Source organism: uncultured Microbacterium sp. (assembly GCF_947488465.1).
Taxonomy (GTDB): domain Bacteria; phylum Actinomycetota; class Actinomycetes; order Actinomycetales; family Microbacteriaceae; genus Microbacterium.
Genome location: NZ_CANKZA010000006.1, coordinates 31,368 through 53,099 on the forward strand (window position 1 = coordinate 31,368; position 21,732 = coordinate 53,099).

16 protein-coding genes are annotated in these 21,732 nt (G+C 68.4%); 8 read left to right on the forward strand and 8 right to left on the reverse strand.

The window, feature by feature from the left end; translation table 11 throughout:
• Positions 1–4 precede the first annotated feature (4 nt).
• Positions 5–3,697 carry a methionine synthase gene (metH, locus tag Q0653_RS12680; RefSeq protein WP_298944912.1) on the reverse strand — a complete coding sequence of 1,231 codons (3,693 nt, stop codon included), beginning with the start codon at positions 3,695–3,697 and terminating at the stop codon, positions 5–7.
• A gap of 87 nt (positions 3,698–3,784) precedes the next feature.
• On the opposite strand from metH, the gene Q0653_RS12685 reads away from it, so the two are divergent.
• Complete coding sequence (locus Q0653_RS12685; protein WP_298944915.1) at positions 3,785–4,771, forward strand: o-succinylbenzoate synthase; 987 nt, start codon at positions 3,785–3,787, stop codon at positions 4,769–4,771.
• Positions 4,772–4,814: 43 nt separating this feature from the next.
• On the opposite strand, the gene Q0653_RS12690 is transcribed toward Q0653_RS12685, so the two are convergent.
• Positions 4,815–5,444 (reverse strand): TetR/AcrR family transcriptional regulator, encoded by a 630-nt coding sequence (locus tag Q0653_RS12690; protein ID WP_298944917.1) that lies wholly within the window; start codon positions 5,442–5,444, stop codon positions 4,815–4,817.
• Between the two features lie 135 nt (positions 5,445–5,579).
• Here Q0653_RS12690 and Q0653_RS12695 point away from each other — a divergent pair, with 135 nt between their 5' ends.
• Both Q0653_RS12695 and Q0653_RS12700 read left to right on the forward strand, forming a co-directional pair.
• Positions 5,580–8,471: an MMPL family transporter gene (locus Q0653_RS12695; protein WP_298944919.1), complete on the forward strand. Its 2,892-nt coding sequence runs from the start codon at positions 5,580–5,582 to the stop codon at positions 8,469–8,471.
• Positions 8,468–10,444: a YhgE/Pip family protein gene (locus Q0653_RS12700; protein ID WP_298944921.1), complete on the forward strand. Its 1,977-nt coding sequence runs from the start codon at positions 8,468–8,470 to the stop codon at positions 10,442–10,444. Before Q0653_RS12695 ends, Q0653_RS12700 begins: the two co-directional genes overlap by 4 nt.
• A 255-nt stretch (positions 10,445–10,699) precedes the next feature.
• On the opposite strand, the gene ccsB is transcribed toward Q0653_RS12700, so the two are convergent.
• From ccsB to Q0653_RS12730, 6 genes are read right to left on the reverse strand one after another with little or no spacing between them, the layout of a single operon-like run.
• The gene (ccsB, locus tag Q0653_RS12705) at positions 10,700–11,743 is read right to left on the reverse strand and encodes a c-type cytochrome biogenesis protein CcsB (protein WP_298944923.1); all 1,044 of its coding nucleotides are present in this window, start codon (positions 11,741–11,743) and stop codon (positions 10,700–10,702) included.
• A 10-nt stretch (positions 11,744–11,753) separates the two neighbouring features.
• A complete protein-coding gene (locus Q0653_RS12710) occupies positions 11,754–13,457 on the reverse strand; it encodes a cytochrome c biogenesis protein ResB (RefSeq protein ID WP_298944925.1) in 1,704 nt (567 codons plus the stop codon).
• Entirely contained in the window at positions 13,438–14,238 is an 801-nt protein-coding gene (locus Q0653_RS12715; protein WP_298944927.1) for a cytochrome c biogenesis protein CcdA, read from the reverse strand. The genes Q0653_RS12710 and Q0653_RS12715 overlap by 20 nt, the downstream gene beginning before the upstream one ends.
• Positions 14,235–14,822, reverse strand: a complete 588-nt coding sequence (locus Q0653_RS12720; RefSeq protein WP_298742239.1) for a TlpA disulfide reductase family protein — start codon at positions 14,820–14,822, stop codon at positions 14,235–14,237. The genes Q0653_RS12715 and Q0653_RS12720 overlap by 4 nt, the downstream gene beginning before the upstream one ends.
• Complete coding sequence (locus Q0653_RS12725) at positions 14,819–15,448, reverse strand: histidine phosphatase family protein (RefSeq protein WP_298742238.1); 630 nt, start codon at positions 15,446–15,448, stop codon at positions 14,819–14,821. The genes Q0653_RS12720 and Q0653_RS12725 overlap by 4 nt, the downstream gene beginning before the upstream one ends.
• A gap of 46 nt (positions 15,449–15,494) precedes the next feature.
• Positions 15,495–16,148: a DedA family protein gene (locus Q0653_RS12730; RefSeq protein WP_298944930.1), complete on the reverse strand. Its 654-nt coding sequence runs from the start codon at positions 16,146–16,148 to the stop codon at positions 15,495–15,497.
• A gap of 69 nt (positions 16,149–16,217) precedes the next feature.
• Here Q0653_RS12730 and aspS point away from each other — a divergent pair, with 69 nt between their 5' ends.
• From aspS to Q0653_RS12755, 5 genes are all read left to right on the forward strand, one after another.
• Complete coding sequence (aspS, locus tag Q0653_RS12735) at positions 16,218–17,558, forward strand: aspartate--tRNA(Asn) ligase (protein ID WP_298944933.1); 1,341 nt, start codon at positions 16,218–16,220, stop codon at positions 17,556–17,558.
• Between the two features lie 151 nt (positions 17,559–17,709).
• Complete coding sequence (locus Q0653_RS12740) at positions 17,710–18,843, forward strand: extracellular solute-binding protein (RefSeq protein ID WP_298944934.1); 1,134 nt, start codon at positions 17,710–17,712, stop codon at positions 18,841–18,843.
• 32 nt (positions 18,844–18,875) lie between these two features.
• Positions 18,876–19,751, forward strand: coding sequence for an ABC transporter permease (locus tag Q0653_RS12745; protein ID WP_298742305.1), 876 nt, complete (start codon positions 18,876–18,878; stop codon positions 19,749–19,751).
• Positions 19,748–20,554, forward strand: a complete 807-nt coding sequence (locus Q0653_RS12750; protein ID WP_298944936.1) for an ABC transporter permease subunit — start codon at positions 19,748–19,750, stop codon at positions 20,552–20,554. Before Q0653_RS12745 ends, Q0653_RS12750 begins: the two co-directional genes overlap by 4 nt.
• Positions 20,551–21,654, forward strand: a complete 1,104-nt coding sequence (locus Q0653_RS12755; RefSeq protein WP_298944938.1) for an ABC transporter ATP-binding protein — start codon at positions 20,551–20,553, stop codon at positions 21,652–21,654. Before Q0653_RS12750 ends, Q0653_RS12755 begins: the two co-directional genes overlap by 4 nt.
• Positions 21,655–21,732: the final 78 nt, after the last annotated feature.

Genomic DNA, 21,732 nt, shown 5'->3' on the forward strand with positions numbered 1-21,732 from the left:
GGGCTCACACCGAGAAGTACTTCGCCTCGGGGTGGTGGAAGACGAACGCGTCCGTCGACTGCTCCGGATGCAGTTGCAGTTCCTCGCTGAGCTCCACTCCCATGCGTTCGGGCCGCAGCAGTTCGACGACCTTGCGCCGGTCCTCCATGTCGGGGCACGCCGGGTAGCCGAGCGAGAATCGTGCACCGCGATACTCGAGCTTGAACAGCCCCGCGGTGTCGGTCGGGTCTTCGGCGGCGAATCCGAGTTCTGACCGGATGCGGGCGTGCCAGAACTCGGCGAGCGCCTCGGTCAGCTGCATCACGAGCCCGTTGAGCTCGTAATAGTCGCGGTACCGGTTCTCGGAAAACAGCTTCGCGGTCACCGCGTCGATCGCGGCTCCCGCCGTGACCAACTGCACGGGCATGACATCGACCTGACCCGACGAGCGGGACTTCACGAAGTCCGCCAGATTCAGGTGGCGGTCCCTGCGCTGGCGGGGGAAGTGGAACCGAAGGCGGTCGCTCCCGAGGGTCCCCTCCGAGCCTCCGTCGGGGGCGATCAGCCCCGGCGTGCCGAGCACCCCGGTCGGGTCATCGCCGTGATGCAGCACGACGACATCGTCCCCCTCGGAGACGACCGGGAAGAAGCCGTAGGCAACGGACGCGTCCAGCATCCCCTCGGCAAGGATCCGGTCGAGCCAGTACCGCAGTCGAGGACGCCCCTCGGTCTCGACGAGATCCTCGTACGTCACGTCGCCCCGACCGGGCTTGAGCCCCCACTGCCCCATGAATGTCGCGCGCTCATCGAGGAACGCCGCGTAATCGGCCAGCCGGATGCCCCGGACGATCCGCGTCCCCCAGAACGGCGGGGCGGGCACAGGGTTGTCGCGTGCGACATCCGAGCGTTCCGGCATCGCCTCGGGCTCGGTGAGTGTCAGGCGCGACCCCGCCGCGTGGATGCGCTTCTTCAGCGCGGGCAACCCCACGGCGTCCGGCGACTCACCGCGGGCGATGCGCACGAGCGGCTCCATGAGCGCGAGCCCTTCGAACGCGTCCTTCGCGTAGCGCACCTCGCCGTCGAAAATGCCGGCGAGGTCGTCCTCGACGTACGCGCGCGTCAGCGCGGCGCCGCCCAGGATCACCGGCCACCGGGTACCGAGCCCTCGCGTCGTGAGCTCCTGGAGGTTCTCCTTCATCACGACGGTCGATTTCACCAGCAGCCCGCTCATGCCGATGACGTCGGCGTCGTGTTCTTCGGCAGCGGCGATGATGTCGGCGATCGGCTGCTTGATGCCGAGGTTGATGACGGTGTAGCCATTGTTCGTGAGGATGATGTCGACGAGGTTCTTGCCGATGTCGTGGACATCACCGCGGACGGTGGCGAGGACGATCGTGCCCTTGCCCGCGGCATCCGTCTTCTCCATGTGCGGCTCGAGGAGCGCGACCGCGGTCTTCATGACCTCGGCCGACTGCAGCACGAACGGCAGTTGCATCTGCCCCGAGCCGAACCGTTCGCCGACGACCTTCATCCCCTCCAGGAGGTGGTCGTTGATGATCTGCAGCGCGCTCAGACCGCCGGCCCGAGAAAGATCGAGGTCGCCCTCCAGCCCTTTGAGCTCACCGTCGATGATGCGCCGTTCGAGCCGCTCACCGACCGGCAGTGCGGCGAGCTCGGCGGCACGCTGATCGCGGAGCGACGCCGTATCGACGCCGGCGAACAGGTCGAGCATCGTGGCGAGCGGGTCGTAGGTGAGGTTCCCCTCGGCGTCGAACTCACGGCGATCCCAAACGAGGTCGAGAGCGACTTTGCGCCGGTCGTCGGGGATCGAAGCGAGCGGCACGATCTTGGCGGCGTCGATGATTCCGCTCGTGAGGCCCGCCTGAGTCGCCTCGTGCAGGAACACCGAGTTCAGCACCGAGCGCGCAGCGGGGTTGAGGCCGAACGACACGTTCGACACGCCGAGCGTCGTATTGATTCCCGGGTATTTCGCGACGAGCCCGCGGATCGCCTCGATCGTCTCGATGCCGTCGCGTCGCGTTTCTTCCTGCCCGGTCGCGATCGGGAAGGTCAGGCAGTCGACGATGATGTCCTCGACGCGCATGCCCCAGGCATCCACGAGTTCGTCGATCAGGCGCGAGGCGATGCGCAGCTTGTCGCCCGCCGTCCGGGCCTGACCTTGCTCGTCGATCGTCAGGGCGATGACGGCCGTGCCGTGCTCCTTGACGAGCGGCATGATGCGGCCGAAGCGACTCGTCGGGCCGTCGCCGTCCTCGTAGTTGACGGAGTTGACGACGGGGCGTCCGCCGATCAGCTCGAGCCCGGCCTGGATGACAGCGGGCTCGGTCGAATCGATCACGAGCGGCAGAGTGGATGCCGACGCGAACCGCGAGACGACCTCGCGGATGTCGGCGACGCCGTCCCGCCCGACGTAGTCGATGCAGACGTCGAGGAGGTGCGCGCCGACGCGCGTCTGCCCCTTGGCGATCTCGACGCAGTCGTCCCAGCGCCCCTCGAGCATCGCGTCGCGGAACGCTTTGGAACCGTTCGCGTTGGTGCGCTCGCCGATCGCGAGGTACGACGCATCCTGCTGGAACGGCACGTGCTGATACAGCGACGCGACGCCCGGGTCTGACTCGACGACCGCCCTCCCTCGCGAGACGGGAGATTCACGGCGAGACCCCGTGTGTGACGTTCCGTCTCGGCGGGAATCTCCCGTCTCGGCGGTGTCGACGGGGTGGAGTCGCTCGACGACCGCGGCCAGGTGCTCGGGGGTCGTGCCGCAGCATCCACCGACGAGCCCCACGCCGAACTCCCGGACGAACTGCTCGTGCGCGGTCGCAAGCTCGGCCGGGGTCAGCGGGTAATGCGCGCCGTTCGCGCCGAGCACCGGCAGCCCCGCGTTGGGCATGCACGCGATCGCAACCGGCGAGTGCTTCGACAGATGCCGGAGATGCTCGCTCATCTCGGCGGGACCGGTCGCACAGTTCAACCCGATGGCGTCGACGCCGAGCGGAGCGAGGGCGGTGAGCGCGGCGCCGATTTCCGACCCCATCAGCATCGTGCCGGTCGTCTCGACGGTCACCTCCACGAAGATCGGCACGCGGATGCCGCGACCCACGATCGCCAGCTTGCACCCGGCGATGGCCGCCTTCGTCTGCAGCAGGTCCTGCGACGTCTCGACGAGGAGCGCATCGGCCCCGCCGTCGATCAGCCCCTCGGCCTGGAGTGCGAAGGTCTCTTTGAGGTGTGCGTAGGTGGTGTGTCCGAGGCTCGGGAGCTTCGTCCCCGGCCCCATCGACCCGAGCACCCAGCGCATCCGGCCGTCGCGGACCTCGGCCGCTTCGGCGCGCTCCCGCGCGATGCGGGCGCCCGCTGCGGCGAGTTCGTGGATACGGTCGTCGATGTCATAGTCGGACAGATTCGACCAGTTCGCCCCGAAGGTGTTGGTCTCGATCGCATCGATTCCGACCGCGAGGTAGTCATCGTGAATCGCCGCGATCATGTCGGGCCGCGAGATGTTGAGGATCTCATTGCAGCCTTCCCGCTGCTGATAGTCCTCGAGGGTCGGTTCGTAGCGCTGCAGCATCGTTCCCATCGCGCCGTCGGCGATGACGACGCGCGTGGCGAGAGCGTCGAGAAGCGCCTCGGACCGCGCGGGGCGCGGCACACCGTCGATGTCGAGGGCGAAACGGGGTTCGGTGCGGGGCGCAGTCACCGCCCGATTCTCGCACGGCGGGTTCCGCGGGCTGCGCCGGCGCTGCTTTCGGCACACCGATGACGCCTACGGGGGCAAGATGGAGCCGTGAGCACCCCCCACCTGTCCGAGCTGCGCACCGTCGCGCACGTCATCTCCCTGCCCCTCGTCACCCGTTTCCGAGGGATCGACACCCGCGAGGTGGTGCTTCTCGAGGGGCCCACGGGCTGGACCGAATTCTCGCCCTTCCTTGAATACGACGACGCCGAGGCGGCCGTGTGGCTGGCCGCCGCGATTGATTTCGGTTGGCAGATCCAACCCGCGCCCCTGCGCGAGCGGATCGCGGTCAACGCCACGGTCCCGGCGGTCGCCGCCAGTGACGTCGTCAGCGTGCTGGCACGTTTCGACGGATGCCGCACGGCGAAGGTCAAGGTCGCCGAACGCGGCCAGACTCTCGCGGACGACATCGCCCGCGTGCGGGCGGTGCGCGCGGCAATGGGCCCCGAAGGACGAATCCGCCTCGACGCCAACGGCGCGTGGAACGTCGACGAGGCCGAGCACGCTGTGCACGAGCTCGCCGCGTTCGACCTCGAGTACCTCGAGCAGCCGTGCGCGAGCGTCGACGAGCTCGTCCAGCTCCGCGAGCGGCTCGCCGACTGGGACATCCCGATCGCCGCCGACGAGAGCATCCGCAAAGCGGCCGACCCGCTCGCGGTCGCCCGCACCGGAGCAGCCGACCTCCTGGTCGTGAAGGCCCAGCCGCTCGGTGGGGTGCACCGAGCGCTGAAGATCGTCGGCGATGCCGGGCTTCCTGCCGTCGTCTCCAGTGCGCTGGAAACGAGCATCGGCCTCTCGATGGGCCTTGCTCTGGCTGCGGCGCTCCCCCACCTGGACTACGACTGCGGGCTCGGGACCGCGTCGCTCCTGGCCGCCGATGTCACGTCGCGGCCGCTGCGGCCGGAGTCGGGGACGCTGCCCGTGGGCCGCGTGGTCCCCGATCGAGAGCTGCTCGAACGGCACGCCGCGGCACCCGAACGGCGCGAATGGTGGCTTGCACGGATGGACCGCTGCCACGCCGTGCTCGAGACGGGCTGATCTCGATACACCGCCGCTTCGCGGCGGCACTCGATCAGCGGGCTCAGCCGACCGGCTCGACCAGGACGGTCACCAGGCGTTCGATGCGCGCGTTGAGCAACGCCGTGATCTCGGCGGTCGGGCGCCCCTCGAGCGTGGCGCGCGCACACGTGTCGTCGGAGACATCGAGAAGAAGCTGCGCCGCTTCATCGATCGGCAACCGCAACCGCAAGCCGTATGTGCGGACGACCTGCTGGATGATGACCTCGACGCGATCCCGCAGGACGTTCTGCCAGGTGAGGTAGGCCTCGGCCAGCCGAGGGTCCCGCATCGCCTGCGTCCGGATCTCGCTGATCAGCTGCGGCTCCATGCGGTCGCCGAGGGACGCACCGACGACCTGGTGCACGAGTGCCGACATGTCCGACAGCGCATCCGGCGCGAGGTCCCGGACACGCCCAGCCACCTCGTCGAGCTTTTCCTCGGCCAGTTGGGTGATGAGTGCGAGGAACAGTTCATCCTTCGACTCGAAGTTCGAGTAGAAGGCCCCGCGGGTGAAGCCGGCACGATCGCAGATCATCTCGACGGATGCCGCATCCATCCCGACCTCGCCGAACACCTCGTGCGCGGCATCCAGAAGCCGCGCCCGGGTCTGCTCGCGACGGCGCGATCCGGGCCGTGCGGTGACGTCGGTCATGCGGCTCCTCTCGCGGTCAGTTTCACACCTCGCCCCCAGACTTGCGGGGACGAACACCCTTAGGATACATCTATGTATTGGATACAGCGTTGTATCGAAACCCGCTCATCTTCTCCCCTCTGAACCGGAGCGCTCGTGTCCACACTTCTCTCGTCCCTCGGTCGCTGGTCGTACCGCCACCCGTGGCGTGTCCTCGTCGCCTGGCTCCTTCTGCTCGGGATCGTGGGAGGCTCGGTCGGTCTCGGCATCGGCACGGGCGCCATCAAGGGCTTCGACAACTCCTTCTCGATCCCCGGGACTGAAGGCCAGGAAGGCATCGAGCTCCTCGCGCGCACCTTCCCGCAAGCGAGCGGCACGAGCGCCCAGTACGTCGTCGTCGCGGCTGAGGGCGATCGCGTCGACGAGGCCCCGTACCGCGACGAGATCGCCTCGACAATCGACGAGCTCGAGGACCTCGACGGCGTGCTCGCGGTCACCGATCCGTTCGACGAGATCGTCACCGGGTCGGTCAGCGACGATGAGAGCGCCGCGTTGATCAGATTGCAGTTCGAGGGAACCGTCACCGACGTCCCCGACGCGACGAAGACCGCACTGCAGGATGTGTCATCGACGCTGGGCGCAGCCCTGCCGGCGGGCTCGCAGGTCGTGGTCGGCGGCGACCTCTTCTCGACGTCCCTGCCCGCCCTGTCGATCGTCGAGGTCGTCGGAGTGCTGGTCGCACTCTTCGTCCTGATCGTCACGTTCCGCTCGTTCGCCGTCGCCTTCTTCCCGCTCGCGAGCGCGCTGATCGGTGTCGCCCTCGCCATCGCGCTGATCTACGCCTCGACGGCGTTCGCCACTGTCTCCTCGACCACGCCGATGCTCGCCATCATGCTGGGGCTCGCGGTCGGCATCGACTATGCCCTCTTCATCGTCGCCCGACATCAAGATCACGTGCGTGCCGGGATGGATGCCGAAGAGTCCGCATCGCGGGCCACCGGGACCGCCGGCTCGGCCGTCGTGTTCGCCGGTGTCACGGTGCTCATCGCGCTGATCGGGCTGGGCTTTGCCGGCATCCCGTTCCTCACGACGATGGGCATCGCCGCGGCTGCCGCCGTCGCCGTGGCGGTCCTCGTCGCCGTCACGCTCACCCCCGCCTTCCTCGGGTTCGTCGGCGAACGGGTCGCCGGATGGGGCCACGGCCTCTCGCGCGGCGCACGGATCGGACGCCGCCGCGCACCGGAAACGTCCGACGCGGAGGACATCTCCGAGGTGGCCCTGGCCGCGACCAAGAAGACCAACCGCTGGGTCATGCTCGTCACCCGGCATCCGATCGTCACGACGCTCGCCGTCGTGGCGACCCTCGGTGTCGTGGCGATCCCGGCGGCCAGCCTGCAGCTGGCGCTACCCAATGCGGGCATGCAACCGGCCTCGAGCGAAGCGCGACAGGCCTACGATCTGACCGCCGAACACTTCGGACCCGGCTCGAACGGTCCCCTCATCCTCACCGGCACGATCGTTACTTCGACTGATCCCCTGGGACTCATGGCCAAGCTCAAGGCCGAGGTCGAAAAGATCCCCGGCGTGAAGGAGGTGGCTCTCGCGACGCCGAATCCGACCGCCGACACGGGGCTCATTCAGGTCGTCCCCGAGACCGCGCCCGACGACCCGGCCACCGCCGACCTCGTCCGCGAACTCCGCTCGCATCACGATGAATGGCTCGACACCTACGGCGTCGATCTCAAGGTCACCGGGTTCACGGCGATCGCGATCGACATCTCCGATCGCCTGGGCGCCGCGCTCCTCCCGTTCGGTCTGTTCGTGGTGGGTCTGTCGTTCATCCTCCTGATGATCGTCTTCCGCTCGATCTGGGTGCCACTGAAGGCCACCGTCGGCTACCTCTTGTCGATCCTCGCCGCCTTCGGCGTCGTCGCCGCCGTCTTCGAGTGGGGATGGCTCGCCGACGCGCTGCACGTGACGCGCACGGGTCCGGTCATCAGCTTCATGCCGATCATCCTGATGGGCGTGCTGTTCGGTCTGGCGATGGACTACGAGGTGTTCCTCGTATCGCGGATGCGGGAGGACTTCGTCCACGCCCGCCGTGCTGCCATCGCCTCCGGTCAGCCGTTCGACGCGCGCGCCATGGCCATCGCGGCCGTGCGAAGCGGGTTCACGGCATCCGCCCGGGTCGTGACGGCGGCCGCCGTCATCATGTTCGCTGTCTTCGCGGCGTTCGTCCCCGAGGGTGATACGTCGATCAAACCGATCGCGCTGGGGCTCGCCGTCGGCATCGCCGTCGACGCGTTCCTCGTGCGCATGACGCTGGTGCCCGCTGTGATGGCGTTGCTCGGCGACAAGGCGTGGTGGATGCCGGCATGGCTCGACCGGATCCTCCCCCACTTCGACATCGAAGGCGAGGCCGTCGAACGCGAGATGGCGCTGACGGACTGGCCGGAGCCCGGCTACACCGGCGCGCTGGCCGCCGACGCGCTCGCCGTGCGCGCCGACGGCGGACGCGAGACCGGCGAAGTCACCCTCTTCGATCGCGCCGATGTGCGGCTCGATCAGGGCGGGACTCTGCTGGCCACCTCGCCCGACGCCCGGGTCGGACGCGCATTCGTGTTGGCTGTCGCCGGACGGATCGAACCCTCGGACGGACGCCTGCGCGTCGCCGGTCACCTTTTGCCCGGCCGGGGTGCCTGGGTCCGCGCGCACGTCGGCGTGGCCCTTCTTGACGGCGTCGCCGACCCGCTCGCGGAGCTCCGCCGAGCGGTCGCCGGCGGCACGAGCCTGGTCGTCATCGACGGGCTCGACACCCTCACGGGTCCCGATCGCGACCAAGCCGCCGCCATCCTCCGCGATGCCGCCGAAGCCTCGCTCCAGCGGCGCCGCGGCGACGGGCACCCGCTCACCCTGGTTGCTTCCGCGCGGCGCGACGGGCCGGCGCTCGACCTCCTCGCCGAAGCCCACCGGCCCGATGTGACCTCGCTCGCTCTGACCGCGCAGTCCTCCTCGACTTCGACCGACACGCAGGTGATCTCCTCATGACTCTCCCCATCGAACGTGCCCGTTCCCGCAAGCCCGTGACATGGCTGACCCTGATCGGCGTGCTGCTGCTCCCGGTCGTGATCGGCGGCATCCTCGTCTCGGCGCTGTACAACCCGACGGAGCGTCTCGCCGACATGCGTGCCGCAATCGTCAACAACGACGAGCCCGTCACGCTCGACGGTCAGATGGTCCCGCTCGGCCGCCAATTGACCGCCGGGCTGGTCGAAGGATCCGACGAGCTTGCCAGCAACCTCACGTGGACGATCTCGAACACGGAAGACGCCCGTACCGGCCTCGCCGAGGGCACGTACGACGCGATCATCACGATTCCGGCGAACTTCTCCGCCGCCGCGACCTCGACCGCGGGAGCGTCGGACGGTTCGGGCGGCACCCCCGAGAGGGCGACCATTTCGGTCTCGACCGCTCCCGACAGCCTGATCGTCGACGACGCCATCACCGCGCAGGTCGCGCAGGCGGCAGCATCCGTCATGGGCCAGCAGTTGTCGAGCGTGTACCTGGAGAATGTGTTCCTCGGTTTCACGACGCTGGGAGACCAGCTCGGGGAGGCCGCGACGGGCGCTCACCAGCTCGCCGACGGAGCGACGCAGGCGGCAACGGGCGCCGCCGAACTCCCCGCGGGCGCGACGGCGCTCTCCGACGGCGCCGCACAGCTCGGCACCGGTGCAGGCGAGCTGTCGAACGGGCTCACGCAGCTCGCCGATGGCACCCGCCAGTCGGCAAACGGCGCGGGATCGCTCACCGACGGACTCGGCCAGGTGTCGGGCCAGCTCACGTCCACCGCCGATGGCACTCTCGGCGGGACCGCCGCGACGAACGTCCGCTACGCGAACGAGGCCGCGGCGGCCACCGTCGCACTCGCGACGACCTACCAGACGCTTCTCGCACAGAACAGCTGCACGGCGCCGACGACTCCGGAGCAGATCGCCGTCTGCACGGCGCTCGGTCAGCTGGCCGGCGACGTGCAGAGCGCGGCGACAGGAGCCGGCTACGCGGCCGGCTACGCGGGCGGCGTGCAGCAGGGTCTCGGCGCCACCGCGCAGGGCGTCGACCAGCTTGCCTCTGGCGCGTCGGCACTGCAGTCCGGCCTCGGCACGATCGCCGACGGTATCGACCAATCGGCCGGCGGCGCATCGGCACTTGGGACCGGCGCGAACCAGCTCGCCGACGGAGCCGACCAGCTAGCTTCCGGCGCCTCACAGCTCGCCGACGGCGTGAGCCAGGTCGCGACGGGCACGTCCACTCTCGCCGACGGTTTGACCGAGGCAGCCTCCGCGCTTCCGTCGTACACCGACCAGCAGGCCACCGACCTGGCCTCGGTCGTCGCCGATCCCGTGACGGCAGCCGGTATCGGATCGAACCTCTTCGGAGCCTCCGCGATCCCGCTGCTCGCCATGCTGGCGTTGTGGTTCGGCGGACTCGCATCGTTCGTGGCACTGCAGGCGGTGCCACGGCACGCGCTCAGCTCGCGCCGCCCCTCGGTCATGCTGGCTCTGCGGAGCTTGCTTCCCGCGGCCGCGATCGGTGCGGGCCAAGGCCTTCTCCTCGCCGGCATCGTGCAGGTCGCCGCATCCTACGAATGGTCGACCTGGTTCGCCTTCGCGGGCCTCGCCATGGTCGCCGGTGTCGCGTTCGCCGCGGTCAACCAGGCGCTCGTGGGCGTGTTCGGTGGTGCAGGGCGCTGGATTTCCGCGCTCATCGGGGTGCTCGCCGTCGCGACCGGGATCGTCTCGACCGTGCCGGGAGTGCTGACCTCGGTCGCGGGGCTCATGCCGACGACGCCGGCCTATCAGGCGCTGCTCGGCGCCCTGACCGATGCTGGCGGCATCGGAGCGGGCCTCGCGGGCATGATCATCTGGGCGGCCCTCGCGTTCGTCATCACGGTGCTCGCGGTCGCCCGGAGGCGGACGATCAGCACGCGCGTGCTGCTGACGGCATCCCCCGCCCTCGCCTGACGCCCGGCCTGGGGCCTGCACCCAGGAGTGGGCGACTCAATCTGCGGGTTCAGTACGCGCGTACCCGCAGATTGTGCCCCCTCCCCGAGCTGGGTGCTGACCGAGGTGGCTCAATCTGCGGGTTCAACAGGCGCATCCCCGCAGATTGCGCCCCCTCCCCGAGCTGGGTGCTGACCGAGGTGGCGCATTCTGCGGGGATTGGATGCGCCTTCCCACAGATCGCGACCCCTCCATCGGCGCGCGAGGGGCGAGTGCTCAGCTCAGGCCGCTGTAGACGTGCAGGCCCTTGAAGAACATGTTCACGATCGTGAAATTGAACATGACGGCTGAGAACCCGATGATCGACAACCACGCCGAGCGCGTGCCGCGCCAGCCGCGCGTCGCGCGTGCGTGGATGTACCCCGCGTAGAGCACCCAGATCACGAAGGTCCACACTTCCTTCGTGTCGAAGGCCCAGTAGCGTCCCCACGCGTCGTTGGCCCAGATCGAGCCCGCGATCAGCGTGAAGGTCCAGAAGATGAAGCCGATGATCGCGAAGCGGTAGGCGAGCGACTCCAGCACGTCTGCCGAGGGCAGCGTGCGAAGGAACCGCGGGCCGCTGCGCACGGGGCGGGATGCCGGGGACTCGGTATCGGCGACTGCTGCGGCGGCTGCTTCGCGCCGCGCCTGCATGAGCTGCAAGACCGAGAGGGCGAACGCGAGGGCGAACAGTGCCGTGGCGAGCGACGCGACGAAGACGTGGATGACGAGCCAGACGCTCTTCAGGGGATCGGCCAACGGCACCACGACGGTGTAGAACCAGATCGCCGTCGCTCCCAGCAGGACAACCACGAGGCCCGTGATGAACGTCCCGAGGAAGCGGAGGTCGTAACGAAGAAGGACGACCAGGTACACCGCGACGATGAGCATGGTGCCGGTGAGGGCGAACTCGTACATGTTCGACCAGGGCACGCGGCCGGCGGCGAAACCACGGGTGATGTCGGCCGCGACGTGGAAAAGGAACCCGAGAACGGTCATCGAGGTGCCGATCCGTGCCCACAGGTAGCGGCGGCGGGCACTCAGCGGCGCCTCGAGGTCGGACTGCGCCCGGGCTTCCTGCGCGCGGAGTTCGTCGATGCTGTCCCCGCCACCGGCAGCGACCAGCACGCGAGCGGGTGCGGCATCCTTCGCCCTCACCGCGAGGTCGGAGCGACGCGCCAGGTCGATCGCGTACGCGATGAAGGCCAGGGTGTAGATGCCGACCGCGGTCCACACCAGGAGCACGGAGATATCGTCGAGCTGCAATCCGGTCTCAGGCATGGCGTCCATTCTACGGGCGGGGCTCCGGGCTGTCGGCGGGGAGCGAGGCGGTGTGCGTGCGCACGAGGTCGGCGACGGCAGCAGCGATCACGGGGTCTTCACCACGGGCGAGCCCCGCGTACTCGAGCGTCAGCGTGCTGTCACCGGGTGTCGCCTTCACCCACATCCGGCGCCGCGGGATGAAGAGCGCCGCGAGGAGTCCGAGGAGGGCCAGGACGGCGAAGGCCAGCACGAACGGGGCGCCGACATCACGGTGCACCGACAGCGACACGTAGCGCTTGACCTGTTCGACGGCGCCGTTCGCGGTGGCGTCTTCGAAAGTGATCGTGCCCATGCCCTCCGGGAGGTCGACGGTCTGGCCGGGCTCGAGCTGCAGGGCTTCGGTGTCACTGTCGCCACCGGCCAGCTGCGTCATGTCGCTCGGGTCGAGCGCGTAGACGTTGCGCGCCGTGCCGTCATCGATGCCGAGATCACCCGAGTACACCCACAGAGTCAGGAGCGGATTGGCCAGCGACGGATACGCAGACGTGAAGGCGCCGGAATGCAGCGTCGCGGCCGTCGGATAGAAGAAGCCGATGAGTCCGAGCTGCTCGGCCATGCCGTCGGGGATCTTGATGACGCCCTGCGAGGTCATGTTGGAGTCCTGCGGGAGGAACTCGACGTCTTCGCGGAAGACGACCTCACCGTCGGCGTTGCGGACCGTGATCGTCGGCGCGTACCCGTTCCCCATCAGGTACACGCGGTCGCCGGTGACGTCGAGTGGGTGATTGACCCGCACGACGCCCTCCTGAGGGCTCTGTCCGGGCTCGGTGACCGTCACGTTCGCGGCGAAATCACCGGCCTGTCCCTGCCCGGGTTCGCCGACGGGGACATAGCTGACCTCGAATCTGTCGAGGGTGATCGCGTACGGCGAGAGCGAATTCGTGTCGACGAAGCGGCCCGGATTGAACGAGGTGTAGCCAAGGCCCAGAGAGTTGACGAAGTTGTCACCCTCGACGATGACGGTCTGGCCGGTGTAGGTGAGCCCACCGCCGATCCCGACGGCCAGGAGCACCCCCACCAGAGCGCCGTGGAAGACGAGGTTTCCGGTTTCCCGTGCGTAGCCACGCTCGGCCGAGACCGAGGCGACACCGCGACTGTCGTAGCGCTCTACGCGGTAGCCCGCCGCGCGCAGCTGCGCCTGGGCGAGATCGATGGCCTGCACGGCGGAGGCGCCGGCATCCGCCGCAGCGGGAAGTTCTCGCACGATCTCGACGTGATCGTCGAGGCGCGACAAGCGCGCGGGCGTCCGCGGCGGTCGCGCGCGCAGCGCCTTCCAGTGGTGCTTCGTCCGCGGAATGACGCAGCCGATCAGCGAGATGAACAGCAGGATGTAGATCGAAGAGAACCACGCTGACGAGAACACATCGAACAGTTGCAGCGTGTCGAGGATCGGGTACAGGTCGGGGTTGGCCGTCTTGTACTGGACCACACCGTTCGGGTCTGCCGTGCGCTGCGGAACGATCGAGCCGGGAATCGCGGCGATCGCCAACAACAGCAAGAGGACGAGCGCCGTGCGCATGCTCGTCAGCTGCCGCCAGCCCCACCGCATCCAGCCGACGAAACCGAGCTTCGGCTGGGCGATGCCGTCACCGGATGCCGGCTGGGAATCTGCGTGGTCGGAGGGGCGGAGCGGTTCGGACCCGTCGGGTGCGTCAGAGGGGGAGGTTGACACTGCCGATCACCCCCGTCAGCTGCGACATGACCGAGGTCCAGACGCCGGTCACCATCAGCACGCCGAGCGCGATCAGCAGGAGCCCCCCGACGACGTTCACGAGGCGAATATGCCGGCGCAGGAATGCCACGGATCGGGTGGCCCAGCCGAAGCCGATCGCGAGCAGGACGAAGGGGATGCCGAGGCCCAGCGAGTAGGCGATCGCCAGCACCACAGCCCGCCAGGGGTCACCCTGCGCGAAGGAGACGGAGAGGATCGCGGTGTAGGTGGGGCCAATGCACGGCGCCCAGCCGATGCCCATCGCGATGCCGAGGAGTGGCGCTCCGACAAGACCGAGACTGCTCCGCACCTGGGGCTTGAACGTGCGCTGCGCGAATCCGAAGACACCGAGGAAGACGAGGCCCATGATGATCACCACAACGCCGAGCACCCGTGTGAGAACGTCGCCGTACTGCAGGAAGAAGCGGCCGGCGGTTCCGGCCAGCACGCCCATCGCCACGAAGACGACCGTGAACCCGGCAATGAACAGGGCCACCCCGCCGACGAGGCGCCCGCGCCCTGTCACGATCGCCGCAGATTGCCGCGAAATCCGCACCGAATCACCGGATTCCTGCGGAGATGTCGACATTCTGCGGGGATCGGTGCCGGCGGCGCCGCCCAAGAAACCGAGGTATCCCGGCACGAGCGGGAGCACGCAGGGCGACGCGAAGGAGATGAGGCCTGCCAGCATGGCGATCAGGATCGCGAGCCACAGTGCTCCGTCGACGACGACCTGGTTCACGATTGTTCCGCGCGGACGTCGGTGACGATCGTCGTCAGAATCGATTCGCTCGATACCTGGCCGATGAAGCGCGCGGCGACGCGACCCTCCGCGTCGAGCACGAGGGTGATCGGCACAGCTTGGAGCGGTGTCCACGAGGCGAACGCCAGCTTGAGGGCGGCATCCTCTTTCGCCAGCAGCGAAGGATACGAGATGCCGTAGGTCTCCTCGAACGCGGTCGCCTGCTCCGGGCCGTCGTAGATGTTGACGCCCAGGAAGGGCGCTCCCGTCTTCTGCGCGGTGGCCTCGAGGGTCGGGGCTTCGGCGCGGCACGGGCCGCACCCCGCGTACCAGAAGTTCAGGACGAGCACGTCGCCGACGAAATCGGCACTCGTGACGGTCGACCCATCGACCTCGGTCCCGGTGAACTCGACCGCGTCGCCTCGCTCGTCGATGGCAATCTCCTGCACGCTGCCGTCACCGGAGATGAAGCCCGTGTCGCCGCCCTGCTCGTACGAATCGATCAAGCCGTCGTTCGCGCTCGTGCACGCGGACAACGCGAGCGCGGCGACCAGGATCAGGCTCGCTCCCCAACGCCTTTTCATACCGCCCCCACGTCAATCGCGCCGGCGACGGCGGCTGGCTCGGCGTAAGCGACCTCGCGCCAACGCTCTCCGTCGCGCTCGAAGCTCGTCACAGACGAGAGCGCGCAGCGGCGGTTGCGCGGGTCGTGCCGCAGCGACTCCCCCGCGACGGAAAGGTGGGTGATCCAGATCGGCAACTGGTGCGACACGATGACGACGTCTCCGGATGCCGTGGACGACCACGCGTCGCGCATGGCGGCATCCATCCGATCGACGATCTGGAGGTACGGTTCTCCCCAGCTCGGCACCGACGGCCGGACAAGGTGACGCCAATTGAGCGGGTTGAGGACCGCACGCTTCATCTGCGTGCCCTCGAAGACGTTGGTCGGCTCGATGACACGCTCATCGAGCACCGGCGTGAGACCGAAGACCTCGCGGAACGGCTCGGCGGATTCCTGCGTGCGCTGCAACGGCGAGGCATACAGCGCCGCGACCGGACGCTCGTTTTTCTGCAGGTGATCGGCCGCGGCTCGCGCCATGCGGCGGCCTGCCTCGCTCAGCCGGAACGCCGGCAAGCGCCCGTAGAGCACGCGATCGGGGTTGAAGACCTCCCCGTGGCGCACGAGATGGAGGCGGTCGGCGGTCACCCCGCAAGTCTACGTGCGGCCGGTCTGTGGACGGGCTGAGAGCGCCCTACGCCAGATCCGCGGACCGGCTCCGCCCGCGCAGCTGACGCACGCGCGCGACCGTGAACCAGATCAGCGCGCCCGCGGCAACGGCGATGACGGCGTACTGCAGGATGCCGGCGTACTCCTCGACGATGTGCCACTGCTCCCCCAGGAAGTATCCGGAGAGGACGAAGACCCCGTTCCAGATGAGGGAACCGGCGAGCGTCAGGAGCCCGAATCGCAGGAGCGGCATGCGGGTCACGCCGGCCGGAATGGAGATGAGGCTCCGGAAGATCGGCAGCATCCGGCCGAAGAAGACCGCCTTGCCGCCGTGCTTCGCGAACCACGCGACCGTGCGGTCGACGTCGTCGACGTGCAGGAGCGGCGTTCGCTCCACCAGGGCGCGCAGCCGACCAAGCCCGAGCCAGGCCCCGAGCCCGTAGAGCAGAAAGGCGCCGATGACGGATCCGGCCGTGGTCCACAACAGCGCTTCGACGAGCGTGAACGACCCTCGCGCGGCGGCAAGACCCGCCATCGGCAGGATGACCTCGCTGGGAAGCGGTGGGAACAGGTTCTCGAGGGCGATCGCGAGGCCCGCGCCCGGGGCGCCGATGATGTCCATGAGCCCGACGACACCGTCGACGAGCGCAGTGAGCCAAGAACCATCCGGTGTCGCCATGCCTTCGACGCTAGGTGCTCAAGGTTGCCGAAACCTGAATGATCGCCCGCCGACGTAGAGTGGTCTCTCGTGAGTGAACGCGTGTTGGTAGACCAGTTGCAGTCCCGCGAAGACGGCCCCGTCTCGATCTCCGGATGGGTCGAAACCGTCCGTGACCAGAAGAAGGTGCAGTTCGTCATCCTCCGTGATGAGACCGGCGCCGTGCAACTGGTGAACCCCGCGACGCGCCCCGACCCCGAGGGCGGCGAGCAGGATGCCGACGCGCTCGCGCTGACGGCACTGATCTCCGAGCTCAGCACCGGCACGTTCCTTACCGCGACCGGCGAGCTCAAGCACGATGAGCGCGTCAAGCTCGGGGGTGTGGAGATCAAACTCGCGAGCCTCGAGATCGCCGCATCCGCCCTCCCCGAAACTCCGATCGCGGCCGACAGCGGTCTCGACAAGCGGATGGACTGGCGCTTCATCGATCTGCGCCAGCGCCGCAACGCGCTGATCTTCCGCGTCTCGACGACCTTCGAACACGCGATGCGTTCCTACTGGGTCGAGAACGACTACGTCGAGCTCCACACGCCGAAGCTCATGTCGACGCCGGCCGAGGGCAACGCCGAACTGTTCGCACTCGAGTACTTCGGCGAGCAGACCGCGTACCTCGCGCAGAGCCCGCAGCACTACAAGCAGATGGCGCAGGCGGCCGGTTTCGGCAAGATCTTCGAGATCGGTGATGTCTTCCGCGCCGACCCGAGCTTCACGAGTCGTCACGCGACGGAGTTCACGTCGGTGGATGCCGAGATCTCGTGGATCGACTCGTACGAAGATGTCGCCCGCATGCAGGAGGAACTCCTGGCGACCGCGATCCAGGCGGTCGCTGACAAACACGGCGCCGAGATCAAGGAACTCTTCGACATCGACGTCGTCGTCCCCACCATCCCCTTCCCGCGCATTCCTCTGGCTGAAGCCCGCGAGATCGTCAAGGCACGCGGCTACGACATCCCCCGCACCGACGGTGACCTCGACCCCGAGGGAGAGCGTCAGATCTCTGCTCACGCGGCGGAGACCTATGGTCACCAGTTCGTGTTCATCACGGACTACCACCCCGAGATCCGGCCGTTCTACCACATGCGCAACGCCGAGACCGGGCTCACCAACAGCTACGATCTGCTGTTCAAGGGCGTCGAGATCACGACGGGCGCGCAACGCGAACACCGTATCGACGTGCTGGAGGCGCAGGCGACGGAGAAGGGTCTCTCGCTCGAGGGCCTCGAGCACTACCTCGACTTCTTCCGCTACGGCGTGCCCCCGCACGGGGGCTTCGGCATGGGCCTGGCCCGTGTGCTCATGCTGATGCTCGGACAGGACTCGATCCGCGAAGTCACCTACCTCTTCCGCGGCCCGACGCGCCTCGCTCCCTAACGCCTCCGCCCGTTCGGATCGTGCGCGCTACCGTGCGCACACCTGCCGTTCACCGACAGTGACCTTGCCGGTCAGTTTCGGCTCATACGTTCCTCACATCCCAGGCCCCGCAGCCCGAACCGTGGCGGCCTTCGCATTTTGAGAGGAACTCATGTCCCGTACTCTTCGACGTGCCGGCGTCTTCACGCTGGCAGCCGTCACCGTTCTCTCGCTGGCCGCGTGCAGCAGCACCGGTGAGACGACCGACCCGTCGGATGCCGGTGCCGTTGACGCCGCATCCGCGACGAGCGTCGCCGACTTCGGTTCTTTCGCTGACCTGGAGGCTGCGGCCAAGGCCGAGGGCAAGCTGAACGTCATCGCGCTCCCCCGCGACTGGGCGAACTACGGCGAGATCATCGATCTGTTCACCGAGACCTACCCCGAGATCACGGTCGAGGAGCAGTCGCCCGACATCTCCTCCGCCGAGGAGATCCAGGCCGCCGAGACGAACGCGGGCCTCGACACGGCGCCCGACGTCTTTGACCTCGGCCTGACGGTCGCGCTGCAGAACACCGACGTGTTCGCCCCGTACCAGGTGCAGACGTGGGACGACATCCCCGACGCTCTCAAGGAGCCGACCGGCCTGTTCGTCGGCGACTACGGCGGATACATGTCGATCGGTTACGACTCGTCGAAGTACCCCGCTCCGGCGAGCCTCGACGACCTCCTCGGCTCGGACTACAAGGCCGCTGTGGCGATCAACGGCGACCCCACGCAGGCCGGTGCGGCCTTCGCTGCCGTCGGCCTTGCCACGGTGCAGTCCGACGGAACGCTGGACGACTTCACGCCGGGCATCGACTTCTTCTCGGAGCTGAACGCCGCGGGCAACATGCTCAAGGTCGACGTCACGAGCGCGACGGTCTCCAGCGGTGAGACCCCCGTCGTCTTCGACTGGGACTACCTCAACGCCGCACACGTCGAGGCGAACCCGAACTGGGAGGTCGTGGTCCTGCCGGGCACCGGCTACGCCGGCTACTACAACCAGGCCATCAACAAGGAAGCCCCGCACCCGGCGGCCGCCCGCCTGTGGCAGGAGTTCCTCTACAGCGACGAGGTGCAGAACCTCTGGCTGAAGGGTGGCGCACGTCCGGCGCGCATGCAGGCGATGACCGATGCCGGCACGATCGACCAGGCGCTGGCCGACGCCCTGCCGGCTGTTCCCGAGACGACGGTCGTCCCGTCCGAGGAGCAGAGCGCGGCAGCCGGAACGCTGCTGGGCGAGAAGTGGGCCGCGGCGGTCCAGTGACCTCGCCGTCCCCCATTCCCGCCGGGTCGGAGCTGCGTGCTCCGGCCCGGCGGGTCGGCGTTCGCGGCATCCTGCCGGCGCTCGGCCTCGTCCCGTTCGCGGCCTACGTGCTGCTCTTCCTGGGACTGCCGACCGTGCTCGCGATCGGCAGCGGGCTTTTCGACAGCGACGGCGCGTTCACGCTCGACAATCTCGCCGCCCTGGGTGATCCCGTCATCGCGCGGACGTTTCTCAACTCGATCTGGCTCTCCCTGCTGACCGCCGTGGTCGGCGCGATCGTGGGCGCCCTGGTCTGCTACGCCCTCCTCGGCCTTCCCGAGGGCGGCCCGGTGCGCACCGCGGTCGATGCCGCCGCGGGCGTGCTCGCCCAATTCGGCGGCGTCATGCTCGCGTTCGCCTTCGTCGCGACGATCGGACTGCGCGGCGTCATGACGCTCTTGCTGAAAGACACCTTCGGCATCGACATCTTCGCCGACGGCCCATGGGTGTACGAGATCCCCGGGCTCATCCTCCCCTACATCTACTTCCAGGTGCCGCTCATGGTCATCACCTTCATGCCGGCGCTCTCTGCGCTGAAGCCGCAGTGGGCCGAAGCGAACCTGACGCTCGGCGGCACGCGGGCAAGCTTCTGGCTGCGCATCGGGCTCCCGGTGCTCGCCCCCGCTTTCCTCGCCAGCACCCTGCTGCTGTTCGCGAACGCGTTCTCGTCGTACGCGACGGCGGCAGCGCTGGCCAGCCAGGGGTCGCAGATCGTTCCGCTGCAGATCCGCACGGCTCTCACGAGCGAGACGGTGCTGGGTCGCGAAAACCTCGCCGGCGCCCTCGCGGCCGGCATGATCGTCGTGGTCGGAGTCGTCATGTGGGCCTATTCGCTCGTTCAGCGCCGCGCCGCGAGGTGGCGCGCATGAGCACCGACCGCGGCATCGCCCCCTCGCGCTTCACCCGCCTGACGATCGGGATCATTGTCGGCGCCCTGTTCGCGATTCCCCTGGTCTCGACGCTGCTCTACACGCTGCGCGCCGACGACGGCACGCTCACGCTCGACCGGTGGATCACGGCGCTCTCCCCCGCGGGAGCGCGCCTGTATGGCCCGATCTGGGTCGGCCTCGGTAACTCCCTGACCCTGGCTGTCGTGACCGTCCTGATCGTCTTGCTGGTGCTTGCGCCGACGATGATCCTCGTGAATCTGCGGTTCCCCCGGCTTCGCGCGGCGTTCGAGTTCATCGTGCTCCTGCCGATCACGATCCCGGCGATCGTGCTGGTCGTCGGGCTCGCGCCGATCTACCTGCAGATCGGCCGAAACCTCGGCACGGGGGCGTGGACCCTCGCGTTCGCCTACGGCATCACGGTGCTGCCGTTCGCGTATCGGGCGATCCAAGCATCCATCGACGCCGTCGACATGCGCACGCTCGCCGAAGCGGCCCGCTCCCTGGGAGCGAACTGGCCGACCGTGATCGTCCGAGTCCTCGCCCCGAATCTGCGGCCGGGCCTGCTTGCGGCAGCCCTCATCTCGGTCGCCGTAGTGCTCGGCGAGTTCACGATCGCGTCACTCCTGAACCGCCAGGTGTTCCAGACCGCCATGGTCGTCGTCGGCAAGAGCGACGCGTACGCGCCCGCGATCTTCACGCTGCTGGCGCTGACGTTGGTCTTCCTCCTCCTCATCACGATCGCCGTCGCGGGCCGCCCGCGCACCGGAAGGACCCGCTCATGACCGCCGAGACCGAGCCGCGGGCACTGCCCCGCACGTCCGACAACATATTGCTGCACGATGCCGGCGAAGGCACGAGCGTGCGCCTGACGGGGATCACGAAGGACTTCGGCGCGACCCGCGTGCTCCACGGCATCGACCTGGACATCGCCCCCGGCGAGTTCGTGTCGCTGCTCGGACCCTCCGGATGCGGCAAGACGACGCTCTTGCGCATCATCGCGGGACTCGAGTCGGCTTCCGACGGCGCCGTGTCATTCGGCGGCGCCGACGTCTCACGCATCCCCACGAATCACCGCGACATCGGCATGGTCTTCCAGTCCTACTCGCTGTTTCCGCATTTGCGGGTCCTCGACAACGTGGCGTTCGGCCTACGTCGTCGGCGCATCGCCGCGAAAGCCGCCGCGAAGCGCGCAGCGGATGCGCTCGATCTCGTCGGACTCGGTCACCTCGCCGACCGCTACCCGCATCAGCTCTCCGGCGGTCAGCAGCAGCGGGTCGCGCTGGCCCGCGCACTCGTGACCGAGCCGCGCGTGCTGCTGCTCGACGAACCTCTGTCGGCGCTCGACGCCAAAGTGCGCGTGCAATTGCGCGATGAGATCCGCCGCATCCAGCTACGCCTCGGAATCACGACGATTTTCGTCACGCACGATCAGGAAGAGGCTCTCGCCGTCTCTGACCGGATCGCGGTGCTCGACGCGGGCCGCATCGAACAGATCGGCGCGCCGGAGGAACTGTATCTGCGACCGGAAAGTGCCACCGTCGCGGCCTTCATCGGCCTCTCCAGCGTCGTGCCGGGCATCGCCGAGGGAGCGACCGTCCGGATCTGGGACACGAGCGTCCCCGTGCTCGGCGAGCCGGCGCACGGGCCCGTGCAGGTGCTGCTGCGACCGGAGAACGTCCGGCTCGTCGGTGCCGCGGATGGCGGCGTTCCCGCTGTCGTGCAGGAGAGCACGTTCCTCGGGAGCTTCCGCCGCACGCTCGTCCGCACGTCCGACGGGAGCCTCGTCAGCGTCCAGCACGGCCCGCAGGAACGCGTCTCTTACGACGATGTGGTCCACCTCGCGGTCTCGCCCGTTCCGGCCGTCGTGCGCCCGGTCCCCTAACCCTGCCGCGCCTTGCCCTGCCTGCCGCGCCCTGCCCTGCCGCGCGCTGTCCTGCCCTGCCCTGTCCTGCCGCGAGAA